This window comes from [Clostridium] symbiosum (assembly GCA_036419695.1).
In the GTDB taxonomy this organism is placed as follows: domain Bacteria; phylum Bacillota; class Clostridia; order Lachnospirales; family Lachnospiraceae; genus Otoolea; species Otoolea symbiosa_A.
Genome location: CP143946.1, coordinates 4920740 through 4940064, shown reverse-complemented (window position 1 = coordinate 4940064; position 19325 = coordinate 4920740). Strand labels below are relative to the sequence as shown.

16 protein-coding genes are annotated in these 19325 nt (G+C 48.4%); 12 read left to right on the top strand and 4 right to left on the bottom strand.

Going from position 1 to position 19325, the window contains the following annotated elements:
* Window positions 1-184: 184 nt before the first annotated feature.
* On the bottom strand, window positions 185-988 hold the full coding sequence (locus tag V3C10_22115; GenBank protein ID WVP61968.1) for an amidohydrolase family protein: 804 nt from the start codon (window positions 986-988) through the stop codon (window positions 185-187).
* A 350-nt stretch (window positions 989-1338) separates the two neighbouring features.
* On the opposite strand from V3C10_22115, the gene V3C10_22110 reads away from it, so the two are divergent.
* A complete protein-coding gene (locus V3C10_22110; GenBank protein ID WVP61967.1) occupies window positions 1339-2994 on the top strand; it encodes a DEAD/DEAH box helicase in 1656 nt (551 codons plus the stop codon).
* A 137-nt stretch (window positions 2995-3131) separates the two neighbouring features.
* Here the strand turns inward: V3C10_22110 and V3C10_22105 are convergent, their stop codons facing one another.
* A complete protein-coding gene (locus V3C10_22105) occupies window positions 3132-3611 on the bottom strand; it encodes a GNAT family N-acetyltransferase (protein ID WVP61966.1) in 480 nt (159 codons plus the stop codon).
* A 153-nt stretch (window positions 3612-3764) separates the two neighbouring features.
* On the opposite strand from V3C10_22105, the gene V3C10_22100 reads away from it, so the two are divergent.
* From V3C10_22100 to V3C10_22090, 3 genes are read left to right on the top strand one after another with little or no spacing between them, the layout of a single operon-like run.
* Window positions 3765-4001: a hypothetical protein gene (locus tag V3C10_22100; GenBank protein ID WVP61965.1), complete on the top strand. Its 237-nt coding sequence runs from the start codon at window positions 3765-3767 to the stop codon at window positions 3999-4001.
* A gap of 26 nt (window positions 4002-4027) precedes the next feature.
* Window positions 4028-4768, top strand: a complete 741-nt coding sequence (locus tag V3C10_22095; GenBank protein WVP61964.1) for a response regulator transcription factor — start codon at window positions 4028-4030, stop codon at window positions 4766-4768.
* Entirely contained in the window at window positions 4740-6512 is a 1773-nt protein-coding gene (locus tag V3C10_22090; protein ID WVP61963.1) for a sensor histidine kinase, read from the top strand. The genes V3C10_22095 and V3C10_22090 overlap by 29 nt, the downstream gene beginning before the upstream one ends.
* A 108-nt stretch (window positions 6513-6620) precedes the next feature.
* Here the strand turns inward: V3C10_22090 and V3C10_22085 are convergent, their stop codons facing one another.
* Together V3C10_22085 and lepB are read right to left on the bottom strand one after the other, a co-directional pair.
* Window positions 6621-7940, bottom strand: coding sequence for an aspartate kinase (locus V3C10_22085; protein ID WVP61962.1), 1320 nt, complete (start codon window positions 7938-7940; stop codon window positions 6621-6623).
* A gap of 153 nt (window positions 7941-8093) precedes the next feature.
* The gene (gene lepB, locus V3C10_22080; GenBank protein ID WVP64685.1) at window positions 8094-8765 is read right to left on the bottom strand and encodes a signal peptidase I; all 672 of its coding nucleotides are present in this window, start codon (window positions 8763-8765) and stop codon (window positions 8094-8096) included.
* A gap of 365 nt (window positions 8766-9130) precedes the next feature.
* On the opposite strand from lepB, the gene V3C10_22075 reads away from it, so the two are divergent.
* The 8 genes from V3C10_22075 (at window position 9131) to V3C10_22040 (ending at window position 19315) form a co-directional block, all read left to right on the top strand.
* Window positions 9131-10204 (top strand): DUF3810 domain-containing protein, encoded by a 1074-nt coding sequence (locus V3C10_22075; protein WVP61961.1) that lies wholly within the window; start codon window positions 9131-9133, stop codon window positions 10202-10204.
* Window positions 10205-10318: 114 nt separating this feature from the next.
* Entirely contained in the window at window positions 10319-12826 is a 2508-nt protein-coding gene (gene glgB, locus V3C10_22070) for a 1,4-alpha-glucan branching protein GlgB (protein ID WVP61960.1), read from the top strand.
* A 15-nt stretch (window positions 12827-12841) separates the two neighbouring features.
* The gene (locus V3C10_22065) at window positions 12842-13786 is read left to right on the top strand and encodes a mechanosensitive ion channel family protein (GenBank protein WVP61959.1); all 945 of its coding nucleotides are present in this window, start codon (window positions 12842-12844) and stop codon (window positions 13784-13786) included.
* 9 nt (window positions 13787-13795) lie between these two features.
* Window positions 13796-14338 (top strand): HD domain-containing protein, encoded by a 543-nt coding sequence (locus V3C10_22060; GenBank protein ID WVP61958.1) that lies wholly within the window; start codon window positions 13796-13798, stop codon window positions 14336-14338.
* A 1133-nt stretch (window positions 14339-15471) separates the two neighbouring features.
* Window positions 15472-16206, top strand: coding sequence for a serine O-acetyltransferase (gene cysE, locus V3C10_22055; GenBank protein WVP61957.1), 735 nt, complete (start codon window positions 15472-15474; stop codon window positions 16204-16206).
* Window positions 16207-16319: 113 nt separating this feature from the next.
* On the top strand, window positions 16320-17240 hold the full coding sequence (locus tag V3C10_22050; protein WVP64684.1) for an ATP-binding protein: 921 nt from the start codon (window positions 16320-16322) through the stop codon (window positions 17238-17240).
* 415 nt (window positions 17241-17655) lie between these two features.
* On the top strand, window positions 17656-18033 hold the full coding sequence (locus tag V3C10_22045; GenBank protein ID WVP61956.1) for a hypothetical protein: 378 nt from the start codon (window positions 17656-17658) through the stop codon (window positions 18031-18033).
* A complete protein-coding gene (locus V3C10_22040; GenBank protein ID WVP64683.1) occupies window positions 18014-19315 on the top strand; it encodes an amidohydrolase in 1302 nt (433 codons plus the stop codon). The genes V3C10_22045 and V3C10_22040 overlap by 20 nt, the downstream gene beginning before the upstream one ends.
* The last annotated feature ends 10 nt before the right edge of the window (window positions 19316-19325 follow it).

The following is a 19325-nucleotide window of genomic DNA, read 5'->3' as shown; positions in this document are numbered from 1 at the left end:
ATTATAAGGAAGAACTGCCGATTTCCTCGCGCAAGGGCTAAGGCCCCTGGAAATCGGCAGTTCAGCACTACGGCGGAACTGAATTCCACCTACGTGATTTAGAATGAGGGTTACACCCTCAAACTCCTGATATAAGTAAAATATAATTTGTCTTCAGTCTGAACGGTTCACAAACGCTGAACCGTTAAAAATAGATACGTTTTGCATTCCGGTAGAACACCTTATCCCAGTGTTTTTCCGGAATGATTACTTTGGTGAAATCAATATAATCTCCGTAGTTGGCCAGAGGCCAGTCGGTTCCGAACATCAGCTTATCATAGCTCTGTGCATAGGAAATCCATGTTTTCAGAGCCTCCACATAACCCTTCTGTTCTTCTAACAATTCTTCCAGCACCAGTTTCCCTTCCAGAAGGCCGGATAAATCGGCGGCAACATTCTCATTCTTCTCCAGAACAGCGGCGGCGTCCATCAGCCAGGGATTGCCAAAGTGGCACATGACAAACTGAACGTCGGGATGCGTGACCGCAACCTCATCCAGAGTCAGGGGATGGCTGTATTTCAGGAATGCGTTGGAGCCGGCGGTTTGACCCATATGGATCGCAACCGGTTTCTTATACGTTTTGGCCAGTTCATAAATGGGTTCATATCTCCGGTCGCTGATATAGACAGGGCTATAACCGGGATAGAGTTTGATCCCGGCGCAGTTGTCCCTCTTAAGGTGGATTTCCACCAAATCAAAGGCGTCGGCAATCTCATGATTTTTCAGATAATTACTGTCAATTCCAATACAGTACCGTAAAAAAGCGGGATAATCATGCTCAGCCAGGGAAAGGCCGTGGTTCCCCATCACAACGCCCGCCTCAATTCGGTACTTCTCATACTGTTCCCTGAGATGCTCGGCTGAATTTATATGTTCCGCCCGCTCCGCAATCTTATCAAAATAAGGAGATCCGGGGCAAAAGTGCAGGTGTGAATCAATGATCTTCATAAAAACACTCCTTCTAAATCAAGGTTTTATAGTTATACAATGCAGGTTGATAACAAGTTTAGAACTGAATGGGGGAAAAGTCAATGGAGAGTTGGGGGAGAAATGAGAACGCCGCCGGGACGACCGGGGGGCGGAATGGCGAGGGAGGGGACTGAAGACTCACCCCCCCTCCCTCTCCCATCCCACCCCCGCCATTCCCCCGGCGTCCTCGTTCCCCAACAAAAATCTTTAATTGACAAGGCGAATGAGATCTGCTATATTTTATTAGATATAGTTAAAGTGAGAAGATTCAAGAGCTGAGACGTTCCTGGATCTTCTTTTTTGAAGTTTTGAATCAGGAAAGGAAAAGAATGGAAGCAGTTAAGTTTGAAGATTTAAATTTAGATGCGAAGATTTTACGCGCAGTTACAGATATGGGGTTTGAGGAGGCTTCGCCGATTCAGAGCCAGTCAATTCCTCTGGAGATTCAGGGAGTGGATATTATCGGCCAGGCCCAGACAGGAACAGGTAAGACAGCGGCATTCGGTATTCCGCTTCTTCAGAAGGTGGATCCGAAGAATAAAAAGTTACAGGCGATTATTCTCTGCCCGACGAGAGAGCTGGCAATCCAGGTCTCCGATGAGGTAAGGCGTCTTGGAAAATATATGCACGGAGTCAAGGTTCTTCCAATTTACGGAGGACAGGATATAGGAAGACAGATCCGGTCCCTGAAAGACGGTGTACAGGTGATTATCGGAACACCGGGCCGTGTGATGGATCATATGCGCAGAAAGACCCTGAAACTGGATCATGTCCATACCGTTGTTCTGGATGAGGCGGATGAGATGCTGAATATGGGATTCTTAGAGGATATGGAGATGATTCTGAGCGAGCTTCCGGAAGAGCGCCAGACCGTAATGTTCTCTGCGACGATGCCGCCGGCTATTGCCGAGATTGCGAAGAAGTTCCAGAAAGACCCGCAAATCGTAAGAGTAGTAAAAAAGGAGCTGACTGTTCCAAAGGTAACACAGTACTATTATGAAGTGAAACCGAAGAATAAAATAGAGGTTATGTGCCGTCTTCTGGATATGTATGATCCAAAACTGTCTATTGTTTTCTGCAATACGAAAAGACAGGTCGACGATCTGGTTCAGGAACTCCAGAACAGGGGATATTTTGCAGAGGGTCTTCACGGAGATTTGAAACAGATGCAGAGAGACCGTGTTATGAACAGTTTCAGAAACGGCAGGACGGACATATTAATCGCAACGGATGTTGCAGCCAGAGGTATCGATGTAGATGACGTAGAAGCGGTATTTAACTATGATATTCCTCAGGATGACGAATATTATGTCCACAGAATCGGCCGAACGGGCCGTGCCGGCAGAGAAGGAAAAGCGTTCAGCCTGGTAGTGGGAAAGGAAGTATATAAGCTGAGAGAAATCCAGCGCTATTGTAAGACGAAGATTCTTCCCCAGCCGATTCCGTCCCTGAATGATGTGACCTCGATTAAAGCGGAGAAGATTCTGGACAGCGTGAGCGATGTGATCCGTGAAAATGATCTCGATAAAATCATAAATATTGTGGAGAAGAGAGTCCTTGAAGAGGATTATACGACCCTCGATCTGGCAGCCGCTCTTTTGAAAATGTCTATGGGAGATGAGTACGAGGATATTACCGAAGAAAAATTCCCGCTCCGCTCTCTGGATGATCTGGACGATTATGAGCGAAACAACAGAAATAGAAACGGCCGTGGTCCGAGAAACAGCCGAAGCGGCGGTGGAGAGAATGTTGCACGCCTTTTCATCAACATCGGTAAGAACCAGGGGATCAGGCCTGGAGATATTCTCGGTGCAATCGCCGGGGAGTCAGGAATGCCGGGCAGCATGGTGGGAAGCATTGATATGTTTGACAAATACACATTTGTAGAGGTACCGAGAGAACAGGCCGATATCGTTTTGAAAGCGATGAAGGACGTAAAGATCAAAGGGAAAAATGTGCATATGGAAAAAGCGAACAGCAAATAAATTACGATAGATAAAACTCCGGAGGACAGCCTTCCGGAGTTTTTTGCATGCAAATTTACAAAGATTGATTCTGCAATTACAGAATGATTGTTGAAAGCAGTCTTTTACAACAATCTGCGCCGTATCACGCAGCTCCCTTATGGATCCTGGACGTCTTCGGGCAGTTCCATCTCATGTTCCATGCCGATGAAACCGAATTTTTCATACAGGGGCCGTCCCATGTCCGTCGCTTCGAGTGAGATTGCTGTAATTCCTTTTTCTCTTGCTGCGGCCACGAGCAGGCCGAGGGTTTGACGGCCGATTCCCTTTCTTCGGTATTCCGGGGCGGTGTACATGTTCATGATATATGCCTTACGGCCATCCGGATTGTGGAAGGTGGGCATGACCCTGAAGAAACTGATTCCGCCCGAACCGGCAAATGTTTCACCGTCATAGACGAGGTATGCGATATGTGATTCATCGGCCAGGAAATGTCTGTAGTAGTCCCTGGACTGTTCCTTTACAATGTTCATATCTACGGTATCATCCAGTTTGTTTGCCGCCCTTAAGACGGTAATCCTCGTTTCCGTGAGCAGCTCCAGGTCTTCCAAAGAAGCTTTTTTATAAGTTAATTTCATGTGCTTTCTCCCCTGTAAAAGTGTTCTTCCTTTGATTCAATACTATCATACAGGAAACGCGCAGGCTATCTTTTTTTATTCTTTGCCCCTTCTTTAGAATTTCTTTTGTTTTTCCCCAGAACCGGCTTTAGAAACGCAGGGTATACTTACGTCATGAAAAAGAAAAAGACTGAAAGGGGAGCTGATAACATGAGTGCTGAATATTTTACCGAGGTGGCCGTAGCGTTTCTCGCAAGCGTAGCTGCTTTTAGCATTTTCCTTAATTTTCTCTTACTTGTGAGGGAGGAACTCAAAAAATGTAGTATAATAAAGAAAAAGAAAAACTACGCGGTTTTGAGGCCCTCCGACAGGATGGAATTACAGAGTCCTGGCACAGTCCTGGGAGCCTGAACCGGGGATGATATGGAGAAAAAATAATGGATATACAGAACAGAACAGGAGAAAGCCGGATTTTACTGGTAGAAGATGATAAGGAAATCAGGGAAGGAATCGAAATCTTCCTGCGCGGGCAGGGATACCGTGTATTCCAGGCGGCAGACGGAGTGGAAGGACTTAAGGTGCTGGAGCAGGAAGAAATCCATCTGGCGATTGTCGATATCATGATGCCGAGGATGGATGGAGTGACGATGGTAGTCAAGCTCAGGGAACATTATGATTTTCCGGTCATCTTCCTCTCTGCGAAGTCGGAGGAAGTGGATAAGATCATGGGGCTCAATATGGGAGCCGATGATTATATAACGAAACCGTTTACGCCGATGGAGCTTCTGGCCAGAGTGAATTCTCATCTCAGACGGTACAACAGGTTTATGGCCCTGTTAAACAGGAAAGAGGAGAAAGAAGAGGAAGAAAACAGTAATATTTACCGTATCGGAGGGCTTGAGCTCAATGAAGATACGGTGGAGGTAATGGTAGACGGAGAACCGGCAAAACTGACGCCGATGGAATTTAAGATTCTCTCCCTTCTGATAAAAAATCCGGGCCGCGTTTTTTCGGCCGATGAAATATATGAAAGAGTGTGGAACGAACGGGCTGTCAACACGGATACCGTCATGGTGCATGTCAGAAATATCCGTGAGAAAATAGAGATAGACCCAAAAAAACCAAAATACTTAAAGGTGGTGTGGGGCGTTGGATACAAAATCGAGAAATTACAATAGTCTGGGTGTCATACTGGCACTCATTACAGTGATAGCTCTTACGGCGGGCGCAATGGCCGCTTATCCGTGGCTGAAAGAGCAGGTGTTTATAAATGCGGAAAAGGTAAACAGCCTTTCCTCTGCGATGGACTATGATGTTTATGATGGATACTGTATGACGATAAACGGACAGGAGTATGTTTTCCATGATTACTGGAAGTTTGAACAGGTGGCGGCCTGGATGGTACTCGGCTTTTCCTTCCTGACGGCGGCGCTGGCGTTTATCATGGGGCTGATTAAGCCGCTTGGGCTGACGGAGCGCAAAATCTTCTCGGTTCCGTTTGAAATACTGATTATGATCGGCGGTTTGGCGATTGCTCTGACGGCCGACAGCGGATACGTGATGTTTGACATGATAATGGGTACGGTTACCGGCGGCTTTGCCGGTGAATTTATCCAGGAATTCAACTTTACCCCCGACCAGGCAACTGGCCTGGTGATGGGGCTCAATGCAGTAGTGTGGTTCATCGGGCTGTCGTTTATATACTGGTTTGTCGTAAGCATGGATTCTATCTTTACACTGGGCCTGAAGCGCTGGCTGAAAGAGCGTACGCTTGTGGGCTGGCTGTTCATGGGAGGCAAGAACGCCGTGGAGAAAACCTGCGGTCTCGTCGGCTCTGTGGATTTCAGGGATAAGCAGACTAAGCTTCTTTTAAAAATAGTCGGAGTGAATTTCGTACTTCTTACCGTAATCAGCTGTTTCTGGTTTTTCGGTATATTTGGCCTTCTTATTTACTCGGTTGTCCTGTTTTTCCTGCTTAGAAGAATTTATGACGGGATGCAGGAGAAATACGAGGTGCTTCTTAAGGCAACGGGCAAAATCGCCGAGGGCAACCTGGACATTGAGATAAATGAGGATTTGGGCATATTTGAGCCTCTGAAGGAAGAGATTACCAAAATCAAGGACGGATTTAAAAAGGCCGTGGACGAGGAGGTAAAGAGCCAGAGCATGAAGACGGAACTGATTACCAATGTCTCCCATGATCTGAAGACACCGTTGACGGCGATTATTACTTATGTTAACCTGTTGCAGAAAGAGGGAATCACGGAGGAGGAGCGCCGCAGCTACATCCGGATCCTGGACCAGAAATCCATGAGGCTGAAAAGCCTGATTGAGGATCTGTTTGAAATCAGCAAGGCCAACAGCAATAATGTAACGCTGCATCTGGTGGATGTGGATATCGTAAGCCTGATGAAGCAGGTAAGGCTGGAGCTGGAAGATAAAATCAGCCGGTCGGAGATAGAGTTCCGCTGGAATTTACCGGAGGAAAAGGCCGTGCTGGTGCTGGACAGCGAGAAGACATACAGGATATTTGAAAACCTGCTGGTGAACATTGTGAAGTATGCAATGCCGGGGACGAGAGCCTATGTGGAGATAACGGATGACGGGGAAGTGGTCACCGTATCCATGAAGAATATTTCGGCTACCGAGATATCACTTGTGGGCAAGGACATTACGGAACGGTTTGTGAGAGGCGATGAATCCAGAAACACGGAGGGGTCCGGACTGGGCCTTGCCATTGCAAAGAGTTTTATGGAACTCCAGAAGGGTACGATGGAAGTCGGGAACGAGGCGGATCTGTTCAAAGTTAAGCTCCGGTGGGAACGCTCCAGAATGCCTGAAAGCACAGAGGCTGAAATGATTGTAGAGGATTTTAACGTAGAAGAGCCGGACCGCGGATATGCACCGGACAAGACAGAGTAATACAACGAAAAGCACGCTTCCCCAGGCGTGCTTTTCGTTGCCATCCAATAAAAGAACCCCGGATATCATCATCGGATGATTCCGGGGTTCTTTTACTGCATCAGCGGCTTACATCTCAGCCGTGATAAAGATATCGTAAATTGCCTTGATGGCAGGTTCAAAGTCGTCGTTCTTTACACCGATAATGATGTTGAGCTCACTGGAACCCTGGTCGATCATTTTTACGTTGACACGGGCATGGGCAAGAGCGGAGAAGATTCTTCCGGCTGTACCGCGGGCGGATTTCATCCCGCGTCCCACTACGGCGATCAGCGCCAGGTCGGACTCAAGGTCTACGGAATCCGGCTGTACCGCACGGTGGATGCCTGCGATAACAGACTGTTCAAACTCTACGAATTCGTCCTGGTGTACGAAGATTGTCATGGTGTCGATACCGGAAGGCATGTGCTCAAAGGAGATGCCGTATTTTTCAAAAACATCCAGAACCTTTCTTCCAAATCCAATCTCTGAGTTCATCATGGCTTTTTCAATATTGATGGAGCAGAACCCTTTTTTGCCTGCAATACCTGTGATAACATATTTCGGCTTGCGGCAGGTGCTCTCCACGATAAGCGTTCCCATATCATCCGGTTTGTTGGTGTTTCTGATATTAATCGGAATTCCTTCCTTGCGGACCGGGAAAATGGCGTCCTCATGGAGAACGCTGGCGCCCATGTAGGCCAGCTCACGAAGCTCGCGGTATGTAATGGTCTCAATTGGTTCAGGATTCTCCACAAGACGGGGATCTGTGACAAGGAATCCGGAAACATCGGTCCAGTTCTCGTAGATATCGGCATGAATCGCTTTTGCGACGATAGAACCTGTCACATCGGAACCGCCTCTGGAGAACGTCTTGATGCTGCCGTCCGGTTTGGAGCCGTAGAATCCGGGGATAACGGCGCGCTCGATATGGTCGAGGCGCTGTGATAATTCCGCGTCGGTTTTATCGGACAGAAAACTGCCGTTTTCATCAAAGAAAATCACTTCCGCGGCATCGACGAACTCAAAGCCGAGATAGTTGGCCATGACAATACCGTTTAAATATTCGCCTCGGGAAGCTGCATAGTCGCGGCCCTTTTTGGCAATGAAGTCTTCTTCGATCTTTTTGAATTCAAAATCCAGGTTCAGGTTGAGCGAAAGACCTTCGATAATCTGTTCATAGCGGTCTTTGATTTTGGAAAAAATCTTTCCGTAGCTTCCTCCGGTGGATGCCGCATCGTAACAGGCATAGAGCATATCTGTTACTTTTTCGTCTGTTTTACTGCGCTTGCCCGGTGCGGACGGAACGACGTAGCGCCTCGCCTTATCGGAACGGATGATATCGCCTACTTTTTTGAACTGTTTCGCACTGGCAAGGGAACTGCCGCCGAATTTTACAACTTTTTTCATAAGTTCCTCCCTCGTAATGTAGGATTAAAGATTATTTTTTATTATAATATCCTGATGCTCCTATTCAAGTTACTGTTCACCCGGGATGCATTCCGCGAGGTGTTTCACGTGTATTTTGTGAAAATCCCGAGTTCTGCGGTGTGAAAAGTAACTCTATTCAAGTTTCCGTATCTTTGGATAATACTGGAACAGAACCTTTGCTACCAGCTGATCCTCGGCTACAAATTTATTTTTCCAACGCCTGGAGTCGTTGGAGTAGTTCCGGTTGTCTCCCATCATGAAATAGGAATTTTCCGGGACTTCATAGTGCTGCGGCGGTTCCTCCTCCATCTCTTCGTGGAGATAAGGTTCATCCAGAGGGGTATCAGAGCCGTTGATATAAATCTTCCCGTCGATAATATCGATGGTATCTCCCGGCATTCCAATCACCCGCTTTACATAGTAGGTGGTAATGCCTTTGTCGGCATCGTCCGGATAGATGAAGATTGCAATGTCGCCTCTCTCGGCTTCCCCGAAGGTGTAGCTTAAACGGGAACCGATCACGCGGTCACCCGGCATGATGGTGGTTTCCATGGAACCCGTCGGGACCTGGCTGTTGGCTATAATGTATCGGTCAATGACAAAGGCGATAAGGGCGGCCGTTACAAGGACCTGAATCCAGCTGATAATCTCGGCTTTCCAGTTGATGGGTTCTTTATCTTTCTTCCCTTTTGCAGATGTGGGAGTATGGTTCTCCGCGTCCTGCCCAGGAAGTCCGCTTTTGACCGTGTTCCTGGCCAGCTCTTTTTCCAGCTCTTCTGCCAGGGCTCCCGGTGCAGGATCCATCAGGCCGGCTCCGTCCTCTGCGGCTACAGGGCCCGCCAGGCCTGATTTACCCTCCGCGGCCGCGGGAACCGTCAGGTCTGACTCGCCATCCGTGGCCGCAGAGCCCGTCAGGTCTGATTCATCCTTCACGGCAGCAAGGCCCGTGAGGTCTGACTCACCTTCCGTGGCAGCAGGAACCGTTTCGCTTCCGAGATCGGCCTCCTGCTTATTTTTTTCTATATTTTTCATAGTATCTCCTGTTTGACGAATGAGTTTAGTTTGCAATATAATAGTGTATATGAGTTTTTTTGATTTATCAAGTTTTTTTGAAGAAATTTCACAAATGGTAAGGTTTTTTTCCATTTTTCGGGATAAGGGGAAGAAATATGTGGGTAAGAATGAGGAAAAACAGAGAATTTACACTGCTTGCGGCAGGGATTATCCTGCTGGCCGTCTCGGCTGCCCTGCAGATGCTTGCGCGCAGGACAGCCTGGTTTGGTCCGTGGTATGCGGACTATGTTTATCCGCCCCTCTCCGGCGCATTTGCCCGATTTTTCGGTCTGTTTCCCTTTTCTGTGGTAGAACTTCTTATCTATATTCTGTTTCTGGCCTGTGCAGTCTACGGCATCCGTCACCTGAAGGACTGGAAAAAGATGGCTACGGGTACATTCTTTTTAATTTCAGCTTTGTTTTTTATTTATACGGTCAACTGTGGAGTGAATTATTACCGCCGTCCGTTTTCAAATTATCTGGAATACAGGGCCGGCCGGTATTCCGAGGAGGAGCTGGAAGCGCTTTTGGGATGGCTCACCGACGAGGTGAATGCGGCGTATACAGAGACCGGCACGCAGACGAAAGCCGCGATTCAGCGTAAGGCGGTCAGGGCAATGAATAAGCTGGGAGAACAGTATCCCCAGCTCTCCGGTTATTATCCGGTTCCAAAACCCCTCCTGATATCCAGGATTTTGTCGGTACAGCAGCTGAGCGGGATTTATTCCCCTTTCACGGTGGAGGCCAATTACAATGCGGAAATGACCCCGTACAACATTCCTCATACGGTCTGCCATGAACTTTCCCATCTGAGAGGATTTATGAGAGAGGACGAAGCGAATTTTATCGGTTTTCTGGCCTGTATTGGGGCGGATGACGGTGAATACCGCTACAGCGGCTGCCTGATGGGGTGGATTTATGCGGGTAATGCCCTGGCGGAGGTAAATCATGGGTCGTATGCCGGATATTGGAACAGGCTGAGGCCGGAGGTACAGGAAGATCTGCGCGAAAATACTGCGTTCTGGGAGCGGTTTGACTCAAAGGTTTCTAAGGCGGCCGAGACGCTGAACAACACGTATTTAAAGGCAAACAGCCAGGCCGACGGCGTGAGGAGCTACGGCAGGGCGGTGGATCTTATGCTGGCCTGGTACCTGTCGGGAGCGGCGGGGCGGACTGCGGCGTGTGACTGAGCATGGAGTGAACAGTAACGGATGGCAAATCTAAAATTAGGGTAAAGTGATTGTATTATTTAATTCAGGATGATAGAATGAAGATAAAACAGGTAGGAAAAAGGAGGCGTATTTATGGATAAAACATTATACGACTTGATGGACTGGGCCGGAATCGAGGAACTGGTATATTCAGAAGCTTCCAATCCGCATAATATGCTGGGTGCCCACATGACAGAGGAAGGTATGCTGGTACAGGCATTTATTCCGACTGCCAGGGATATCACAGTTAAGATAACTTCAACAGGGAAGAAATATCAGATGGAACTGGCGGACGACGCGGGTTTCTTTGCGGCGCTGATACCGAGAAAAACTCTGGCTGAATATACGCTGCTGGTATTTTACGATAACGGAACCCTGAGTGAGATTCATGATCCATATTCATTTGCGCCTCAGTTTACCGATTCGGATTTAAAGAAGTTCGAGGCCGGAATCCACTATGGAATCTATAATAAGATGGGCGCCCATCCGATGACGGTTAAGGGAACGCCTGGCGTTTATTTTTCCGTGTGGGCTCCCTGCGCGATGCGCGTCAGCGTAGTGGGTGATTTCAACCTCTGGGACGGACGGAGGCACCAGATGAGAAAACTGGGGGAATCCGGCATATTTGAGTTATTCATTCCCGGAGTGAAGAAGGGCGCCGTATACAAATACGAAGTGAAGTTCAGGAACGGGGATCCGGCCCTGAAGGCGGACCCGTATGCCAACTATGCGGAACTCAGGCCGAACACGGCGTCGGTGGTCTGGGATTTGAACCAGTATGAATGGAACGACAGGGAATGGATGGACAAACGTGCAAAGACCGATACCAAGACAAACCCGATGTCGGTCTATGAGGTTCATCTGGGCTCCTGGATGCGCAAGCCGATCACAGTGGACGATATGGGCAGCGAGATTGTAGGATCCGAGTTCTACAATTACCGTGAGATAGCGGTGAAGCTGGCCGAATATGTGAAAGAGATGGGATATACCCATGTGGAGTTGATGCCGGTGATGGAACATCCGCTGGATGCGTCATGGGGATACCAGGTGACCGGTTATTATGCACCTACAAGCCGTTTCGGCACGCCCGATGATTTCATGTATTTTATGGACTATATGCACGGCCAGGGGATCGGAGTGATCCTGGACTGGGTGCCGGCCCACTTTCCAAGGGATGCCTGGGGCATGGCCCAATTTGACGGCACCTGCGTTTATGAGCACAAGGATCCGAGAAAGGGTTCACACCCTCATTGGGGAACTTTAATTTATAATTACGGAAGGCCGGGAGTTTCCAACTTCCTGATCGCCAACGCGATGTTCTGGGCCGACCGCTATCACGCGGACGGAATCAGGTTTGACGCGGTGGCATCCATGCTCTATCTCGATTACGGCAAGAATCCGGGAGAATGGGTTGCCAATATCTACGGCGGCCACGAGAACCTGGAGGCGGTGGAATTCTTAAAACACCTGAATTCCGTATTTAAAGGAAGAAAAGACGGGGCAGTCCTGATCGCCGAGGAATCTACGGCCTGGCCGAAGATCACCGGAACGGTCAAGGAGGACGGCCTGGGATTTGACTATAAGTGGAATATGGGATGGATGAACGATTTCCTGGAATATATGAAATACGATCCGTTCTTCAGATGCCATCACTACAGTGAATTGACATTTAGTATGTTGTATGCATACAGTGAAGATTTTATCCTGGTATTCTCACACGATGAGGTGGTTCATGGCAAAGGTTCCATGGTGGGTAAGATGCCCGGACAGACGATGGAAGAGAAGTTTGCCAACCTGAGGGCAGCCTACGGATTCATGATGGGCCATCCTGGCAAGAAGCTCCTGTTCATGGGCCAGGATTTCGGCCAGCTTAATGAATGGAATGAGAATGCGGAGCTGGAGTGGAACCTTCTTGAATACCCGCTCCACAGCGAGATGAAGGAATATGTGAAAGAACTGAACCATCTGTACCGGACACATCCGGCCTTCTACCGCAATGATTATCATCCGGAAGGATTTGAGTGGGTCAACTGCATGGATTCGGCCAATAATATTGTATCGTTTATCAGAAAGACGGATAAGAAAGAGGAAACACTTCTTTTTGTTTGTAATTTCGCTCCGGTTCTCCATGAGAAGTATGTCACGGGAGTTCCATTTGAAGGAAAATACAAAGAGATTTTCAACAGTGAAGCGAAGAAATTTGGCGGAAGCGGCAAGGGAAACCCGAGAGTCAAGACTTCCAGGGAAGAGGAATGTGACGGAAGGGACTATTCCATCACGATTCAGGTGCCTCCGCTGAGTGTATGTGTATTTAGCTGCACCCCGGAGAAAGCCGCAAAACCGGTTCAGAAGACACAGAAAAAGACGGCAGTGAAAAATGCAAAATCCAAAAGCACGGCAAAGACTGCGGATACAGTAAAGACCGTGGATACAGTAAAGGCTGCGGATACAGCAAAGACTGCGGGGAATGTAAAGAGAGCGGAAACCGTAAAACCTGCGGCAAATGCGGAGAAAAAGAGCGGGGCAAAACCCGGGAACGCTCCGGTACCGGAAAGAAAACCGGCGGATGTAATACCGCTGAAAAAGAGAACAAAGAAGTAAGGCGGTAGATTCTGAATGACAGGACATATATTTATGCTGGCGACAGCCGGAACGGCGGCAACGGATGCGGTGGAATCAATCAACAGAGATATTTCGGATCTCCAGCAGCTGAAGCCGGGAATGATAAAGCAGATGCTGACGGACCTGGGACCTGATTTGATGTCCCTCGGATGGAAACTGTTTATTGCACTGCTGATATTTCTGATAGGAAGAAAACTGATAAGGATCGTACAGAAGATGATGAATGCGTCTTTTGAGCGGACCGGTGTGGAGATTGGCGTTTCCAAATTCCTCCGTTCCCTTACGGAATTCATCCTGTATGCACTTTTGGTGTTTATTATACTGGGACAGCTTGGGGTCAACACGACATCCATTCTGGCAGTCCTGGGTACGGCCAGCCTGGCGCTGAGCCTTTCCCTGCAGCAGAGCCTGGCCAATTTCGCCGGCGGCGTGCTGATTTTGATGATGAAACCGTTTAAGGTTGGCGATTACATCATCTGTCCCCAGGGAGAGGGCACGGTTTCCATGATTGGTCTCGTATATACGACACTGGCTACCGTTGACAACAAGGCAATCACGGTTCCCAACGGAACGCTGGCCAATTCCACCGTCACGAATGTGACGGCAATGGATAAGAGGAGACTTGACCTGACCGTGGGAATCGGATATCAGTCCGATTTAAAGAAAGCAAAGCTGATACTTGAAAAACTTTACACAGAACACCCTGCGATTATAAAGGATTCCGACATCACAGTGTTTGTAGACAGCCTGGGTGACAGCTCGGTGATGATTGGCGCAAGAGGCTGGGTTGCGGCAGCGGACTACTGGAAGACCAGATGGGATATTACGGAGAAAATAAAACTGGCGTTTGACGAAGCCGGAATTGAAATTCCATTTAACCAGATGGACGTACACATTGTCCGGGACGGAGGCCAGACAGCCGCCGGCCAATCAGAATAGGGGGATCCAATGATAAGGGAAGCTGCTGAATTTGCGGAAAAAGCACACAGAGGAGCGTTCAGAAAAGGGTCCAAGATACCTTATATAACCCATCCTCTGGAGACTGCCGTGATAGCATCGATGATGTCCGATGATGAGGAAGTGATAGCCGCCGCACTCCTTCACGATACGATTGAGGATGCCGGAGTCAGTTACGGGGAGCTGAAAGAACATTTTGGCCGCCATGTGGCGGATCTGGTAGCCGAGGAGAGCGAGGATAAATCCAAGACGTGGATGGAACGGAAAAGCTGTACCATAAATCATCTGCGCTCCGCAGGACGTGAGATTAAAATCATCACCCTGGCGGACAAGCTGAGCAATATCCGAAGCACCGCCCGGGATTACATCCTGGTAGGGGAGAAAATCTGGGAGCGTTTTAATGTAAAAGAAAAAGAGAAGCACGCGTGGTATTACAATTCTATGGTGGATCTCCTGGCGGATCTCAGAGAATATCCCGAGTATCAGGAATATGTCAGGCTCTGCCGGAGTGTGTTTGGACGTCCCGGAAAGTAACGGGGAGTACGGGACGGAACGAATGTGTCATGAAAAGCTGTCTGCTGGGAAGCAGATGGCTTTTTTTGACTGTCGGGGGCAGGATGTAAAATAAGGATTTAACTGAGGAAGGAGAACGCCGCCGGGACGGTCGGGGGGCGGGATGGTGAGGGGGAGGGGATGAGTCTTCAGTCCCGGTTTGCAGGTTGTCGCGGGTGGGGAATCCGGGCAGAAAAAGTTCCTGCGGGAAACGCTTGCGCTCTTTGGAGTACATAACGGACACTAACCTCGAAAATACCTCGGTAAGTGCCGATGGACTCCCAGGTTCCCTCAGGAATCTTTTTCTCCCTTCTTCCCCACCGGTAGGTTATGGCCCGGGACTGAAGACGCGAAGGTTTTCGCCATCCCGAACCCCGGCCTGCGGCCGCTGAATTGTTCTTATTCCTTCAAAGGGGGGAGGTATTGTCGCTGCCACTACGTTTCCTCGAATTCCAGGAGAATGCCCCCTGTATGGTATTCAATTGATGAATCAGAGCTTTAGCGCATGACCTATCCTTAAATAACTATTGAATTTTTTGATTCATCATTAAGTTTCGCTTTGGATTTTTCTCTGAATCCAGCCCGAAATACCTTCATAAAGTAAAAGATTCACGACTACATAGTGGACACGACAATACCTCCCCCCTTACTTGACGAAAGAGACAATCAGCCCCTGAAGCCGGCGGACGGGGCAATCACCTTCGCTGAGTCTTCAGTCCCGTCGACAAACTGCCCGGGGAAGGAAGGAGAAAAAATTCCGAAGGGGACATTGGAGCCCGCCGGTGCTTGGCGAGGTTCTTTCGAGCCTAGCATCCGCTGTGCGCTCCACAAGCGGAAGCGGGTCCCCGTAGGAATCTTTTCTCCTGGATTCCCCCTCACCACAACTTCCCGCCGGGACTGAAGACTCATATCCAACCTCCCACTCCCCCGTCCGCCGTCTTACAGAGGCGTCCTCGCATCTCAACTAAATCCTCACTTAAAAGCAGAATTACCGCAACTCTCCCTGTGATTCTCACACTTTGCTTGACAGCATAGAATAAAATAAGATATACTTCACCCCATAGATACTTATTGGCGGACACTAGTGAAGACATAACAAAAAGAGGTAGGAGAGAATGATTCTTAAGGATATCTGGCTGGACGTGAAAGCCGTAAAGGAGAGGGATCCGGCGGCGAGGAATGCGCTTGAAGTGCTGCTTTTATATCAGGGAGTCCATGCGTTGATTTGGCACAGGGTTGCCCACTGGTTTTACAGACACCACATGTTTTTTATCGCCAGGCTGATTTCCCAGCTGGCAAGATTTTTTACACTGATCGAGATACATCCGGGCGCACAGCTGGGACACGGGATTCTTATCGACCATGGCTGCGGCGTGGTAATCGGAGAGACGACGGTGGTTGGTGACAACTGTACGATTTATCAGGGCGTGACGCTGGGAGGCGTGGGCACTCAGAAGGGAAAGAGACACCCAACGCTGGGAAATAATGTGACGGTTGGAGCGGGGGCCAAAATCCTTGGTTCATTCGAAGTCGGCGACAACTGCTCCATCGCGGCCAACGCCGTGCTGCTTCGTCAGCTGGATGAGAATATCACTGCGGTGGGAATTCCGGCCCGTCCTGTTAAGAAGGACGGCGTGCCGATTCAGAAGAAGCAGAAAACCATTATCAGTGAGCATAACCGTATGATGATGGAGCAGATGGAAAAGCTTCAGAAAGAAGTTGAAGTCCTTAGAAAGGCTTTGGAGGAGGCAACCGGAAAGCCGGTTCCCGCTGTAATCCTGGAGGAAGGTAATAAACAGCCGGCTCAGACGGAAACAGCGCCCGGGAGCAGAAGTGATGCGACGGAATAGAGGAAAAATAACAATATATGCAGAATGAAGAGACAACACAAAGTGCGGTAGCAGTACGGAATACAGAGACGGAGAAAGGTACAGAACCGGCACAGCATGCAGAAGAAGCAGCCATGGCGGTGGAACAAAAGAAAGAAAAAGCGCCGGATCGCTGCCGTGAGATAGAAAAGAGTATTATCAAGCAGTTCAGAAAAGAGATATGGCGCCCTTTTGTCAGGGCGCTTAATGAATACGATATGATTAAAGAGGGCGACAATATCGCCGTCTGTATCTCCGGAGGAAAGGATTCCATGCTTCTTGCCAAATGCATGCAGGAGATTTTAAGACATGGGAAGATGAAGTTCGGCCTCCATTTCCTGGTCATGGATCCGGGATATAATCCGGCCAACCGCAGGATGATTGAGGAAAATGCCAGAATTATGAATATTCCGGTTACTATTTTTGAATCGGATATTTTTGACGTGGTGGTGGACGTGGATCAGTCGCCCTGCTATCTGTGCGCCAGGATGAGGAGAGGCTTTTTGTATGCCAACGCGAAAAAGCTGGGATGCAACAAGATTGCCCTCGGGCATCATTTCGACGATGTGATAGAAACAATTTTGATGAGTATGCTCTACGGCGCTCAGGTCAATACGATGATGCCGAAGCTCCACAGCACCAACTTTGAGGGGATGGAGCTTATCAGGCCCCTTTATCTGGTGAAGGAGGCGGATATACTGGCCTGGAAGGATTTTAACAGCCTTCACTTTCTCCAGTGTGCCTGCCGTTTTACCGAAGCGGCGGAGGCAGTGGCTGGACGGGATGAAAACCATCTGTCCAAGCGGCAGGAGATGAAAGAACTGATTAACCATTTCCGCCGGATCAATCCGCATATTGAGACGAACATTTTCAAAAGTGTGGAAAATGTCAATCTGGATGCCTGTATCGGGTATGTGAAGAATGGGGAGAGACATCACTTTTTAGAAGGTTATGAGCATTCATTTGATACCAATATACCTGGAACTGACAAAATCAGGGAAGAAACAACAAATTGATAATAATCCATAGAAATTAGAAAAACGGGATGAGCCCCAGTACTAGCGGGCGCTCCCGTTTTTTATTTGACAGAAAAGTTCCTTGAATTTTTTTCAAGGGAAAAAGCTCATCGGGCAGGACTCTTTGTTGATAGTAATAGTTTAATGTTGCTTTACTGAGGTTTTAAAAGTTATTGGTGAGTTATTTTGAGGCTTTTTAGAAAATTAAAATATGAAATAAAAATATATTGACAATTGATTCTAATGATGATAATATCATATTTAATGAGTGCTCAATAAATAGAAAATAAATTACTAAAAATGGAGACAAAGAGATAATGCAGGGAGTGTCTGAGGATTATTCAGGGTAACAGTGTTGGCGAGGGACACACTGGGGGAGTATAAAAGTCTAATTTATGAAAGGGGGAGTTTTGAAATGGATCATTTAAAGATGAGTGCAGCAGACACAGTCTATTATGGCGGAGTTATCAGAACCATGGAGGGACCGGAGCAGGTTGTTGAGGCAGTGGCTGTAAAGGATGGAAGTATTTTAGCCTGTGGCAGCAAGGATGAGATGATGAAGTTTGCTGCGGATGGAACGAGAATGGTCTGCCTGGACGGAGGCACGATGCTGCCGGGATTTTACGATGCCCATAGTCATTTTCAGGAAGCCGGGGTTGGATTGCTTAATTATGTTTATCTGCGCTGCCCACCATTCGGAAAGTTCAGGACGGTGGAGGATTGTATTGTGGCGCTACAGGAGGCAATAAAGACACTGCCGGAGGGGAAAGACTCTGATTGGGGCGGGATTTGACAATTGCGGCATTGCCGAGAAACGTCATTTAAACCGTCATGATCTGGACCGGGTGTCGGCCGTGAGGCCGGTTATCGTAGATAATTACACGTCACATTCTATTTACTTAAATAGTGTGGCGCTGTCTATGCTGGGAATCACCAGGGACACGCCGGATCCCGACGGAGGCGTGATTTACAGGGACGAGGCTGGGGAGCCGAACGGAATTCTGGGAGAGATGGCTGTGATGCAGGTCTGGAACAGCGAATATTTTGGTTTCCTGGGATCAAAAGAGGACAAATTGCTGGGGATTAAGGCGGCTACTGAGCTCTATGCGTCAAGGGGCATAACTACAGCCAACCAGGGGCAGGGAAGCTCGGGCGCCAAGGAACTTCTGGAGGAAGCCCTTAAGCGCGGGTATTTAGGGATCCGCTGTATCTGGTGGTCTTCTCCGGAAGAAGCGATTTTTTATGCGGAAAATAATATAAAGAGTTCAAGTAATATGATTACGCTGCATGGGGCAAAAGCATTCCAGGATGGCTCAATCCAGTGTGGAACGGCTTATCTCACGAAGCCGTACTATAATATTCCCGACATGGAACCGGGATACTGCGGTATGCCGATCCATAGCAGGGAAGAACTGTTGGCTATTGTCCGTCCCGTACATAATGCCGGCGTCCAGATGTATATCCATTGTAATGGTGATGCGGCTATCGATGATGTACTGTATGTATATGAGCAGTGCCAGAAAGAAAATCCAAAACCGGATATCCGACATACAGCCGTCCATGCACAGACTGCCAGAAAGGATCAGCTTCTGAAGATGAAAGAGGTGGGGATTGTTCCTTCATTCTTTGTGCCCTGTGTATATATTTGTGGAGACGTTCACAGAGAGATTTTCCTTGGGCCGGAGAGGTGCCTGCATTATAATCCCATCAGGACGGCTTTTGAACTGGGGATGAGGCCTACCATGCACACGGATTGTCCTGTCCTGCCTCCGGATCCGCTCAATTCAATATGGGCGTCTGTAACCAGAAAGACTTACAGCGGAGAAATACTCGGGCCGGATGAGGCACTGACCGTTTATCAGGCGCTTTGTGCCAATACGATCAACGGAGCCTGGCAGAATCATGAGGAAAATGAAAAAGGCACCATTAAACCCGGAAAATTGGCAGACTTTGTGATTCTCGACAGAGACCCTATGGCCATTGATCCGGATGAAATTAAAGAAATAAAGATTATGGAAACAATAGTTGGGGATAAGGCTGTTTATAGAAACAGCGATAAAGGGAATGAAGCGTAGGAATGGAGGA

Coding starts and splice junctions, on each gene's coding strand:
- V3C10_22115 (WVP61968.1), bottom strand. CDS start 988: ATGAAGATCATTGATTCACACCTGCACTTTTGCCCCGGATCTCCTTAT.
- V3C10_22110 (WVP61967.1), top strand. CDS start 1,339: ATGGAAGCAGTTAAGTTTGAAGATTTAAATTTAGATGCGAAGATTTTA.
- V3C10_22105 (WVP61966.1), bottom strand. CDS start 3,611: ATGAAATTAACTTATAAAAAAGCTTCTTTGGAAGACCTGGAGCTGCTC.
- V3C10_22100 (WVP61965.1), top strand. CDS start 3,765: ATGAAAAAGAAAAAGACTGAAAGGGGAGCTGATAACATGAGTGCTGAA.
- V3C10_22095 (WVP61964.1), top strand. CDS start 4,028: ATGGATATACAGAACAGAACAGGAGAAAGCCGGATTTTACTGGTAGAA.
- V3C10_22085 (WVP61962.1), bottom strand. CDS start 7,940: ATGAAAAAAGTTGTAAAATTCGGCGGCAGTTCCCTTGCCAGTGCGAAA.
- lepB (WVP64685.1), bottom strand. CDS start 8,765: ATGGATCCTGCACCGGGAGCCCTGGCAGAAGAGCTGGAAAAAGAGCTG.
- V3C10_22075 (WVP61961.1), top strand. CDS start 9,131: ATGTGGGTAAGAATGAGGAAAAACAGAGAATTTACACTGCTTGCGGCA.
- glgB (WVP61960.1), top strand. CDS start 10,319: ATGGATAAAACATTATACGACTTGATGGACTGGGCCGGAATCGAGGAA.
- V3C10_22065 (WVP61959.1), top strand. CDS start 12,842: ATGACAGGACATATATTTATGCTGGCGACAGCCGGAACGGCGGCAACG.
- V3C10_22060 (WVP61958.1), top strand. CDS start 13,796: ATGATAAGGGAAGCTGCTGAATTTGCGGAAAAAGCACACAGAGGAGCG.
- cysE (WVP61957.1), top strand. CDS start 15,472: ATGATTCTTAAGGATATCTGGCTGGACGTGAAAGCCGTAAAGGAGAGG.
- V3C10_22050 (WVP64684.1), top strand. CDS start 16,320: ATGGCGGTGGAACAAAAGAAAGAAAAAGCGCCGGATCGCTGCCGTGAG.
- V3C10_22045 (WVP61956.1), top strand. CDS start 17,656: ATGGATCATTTAAAGATGAGTGCAGCAGACACAGTCTATTATGGCGGA.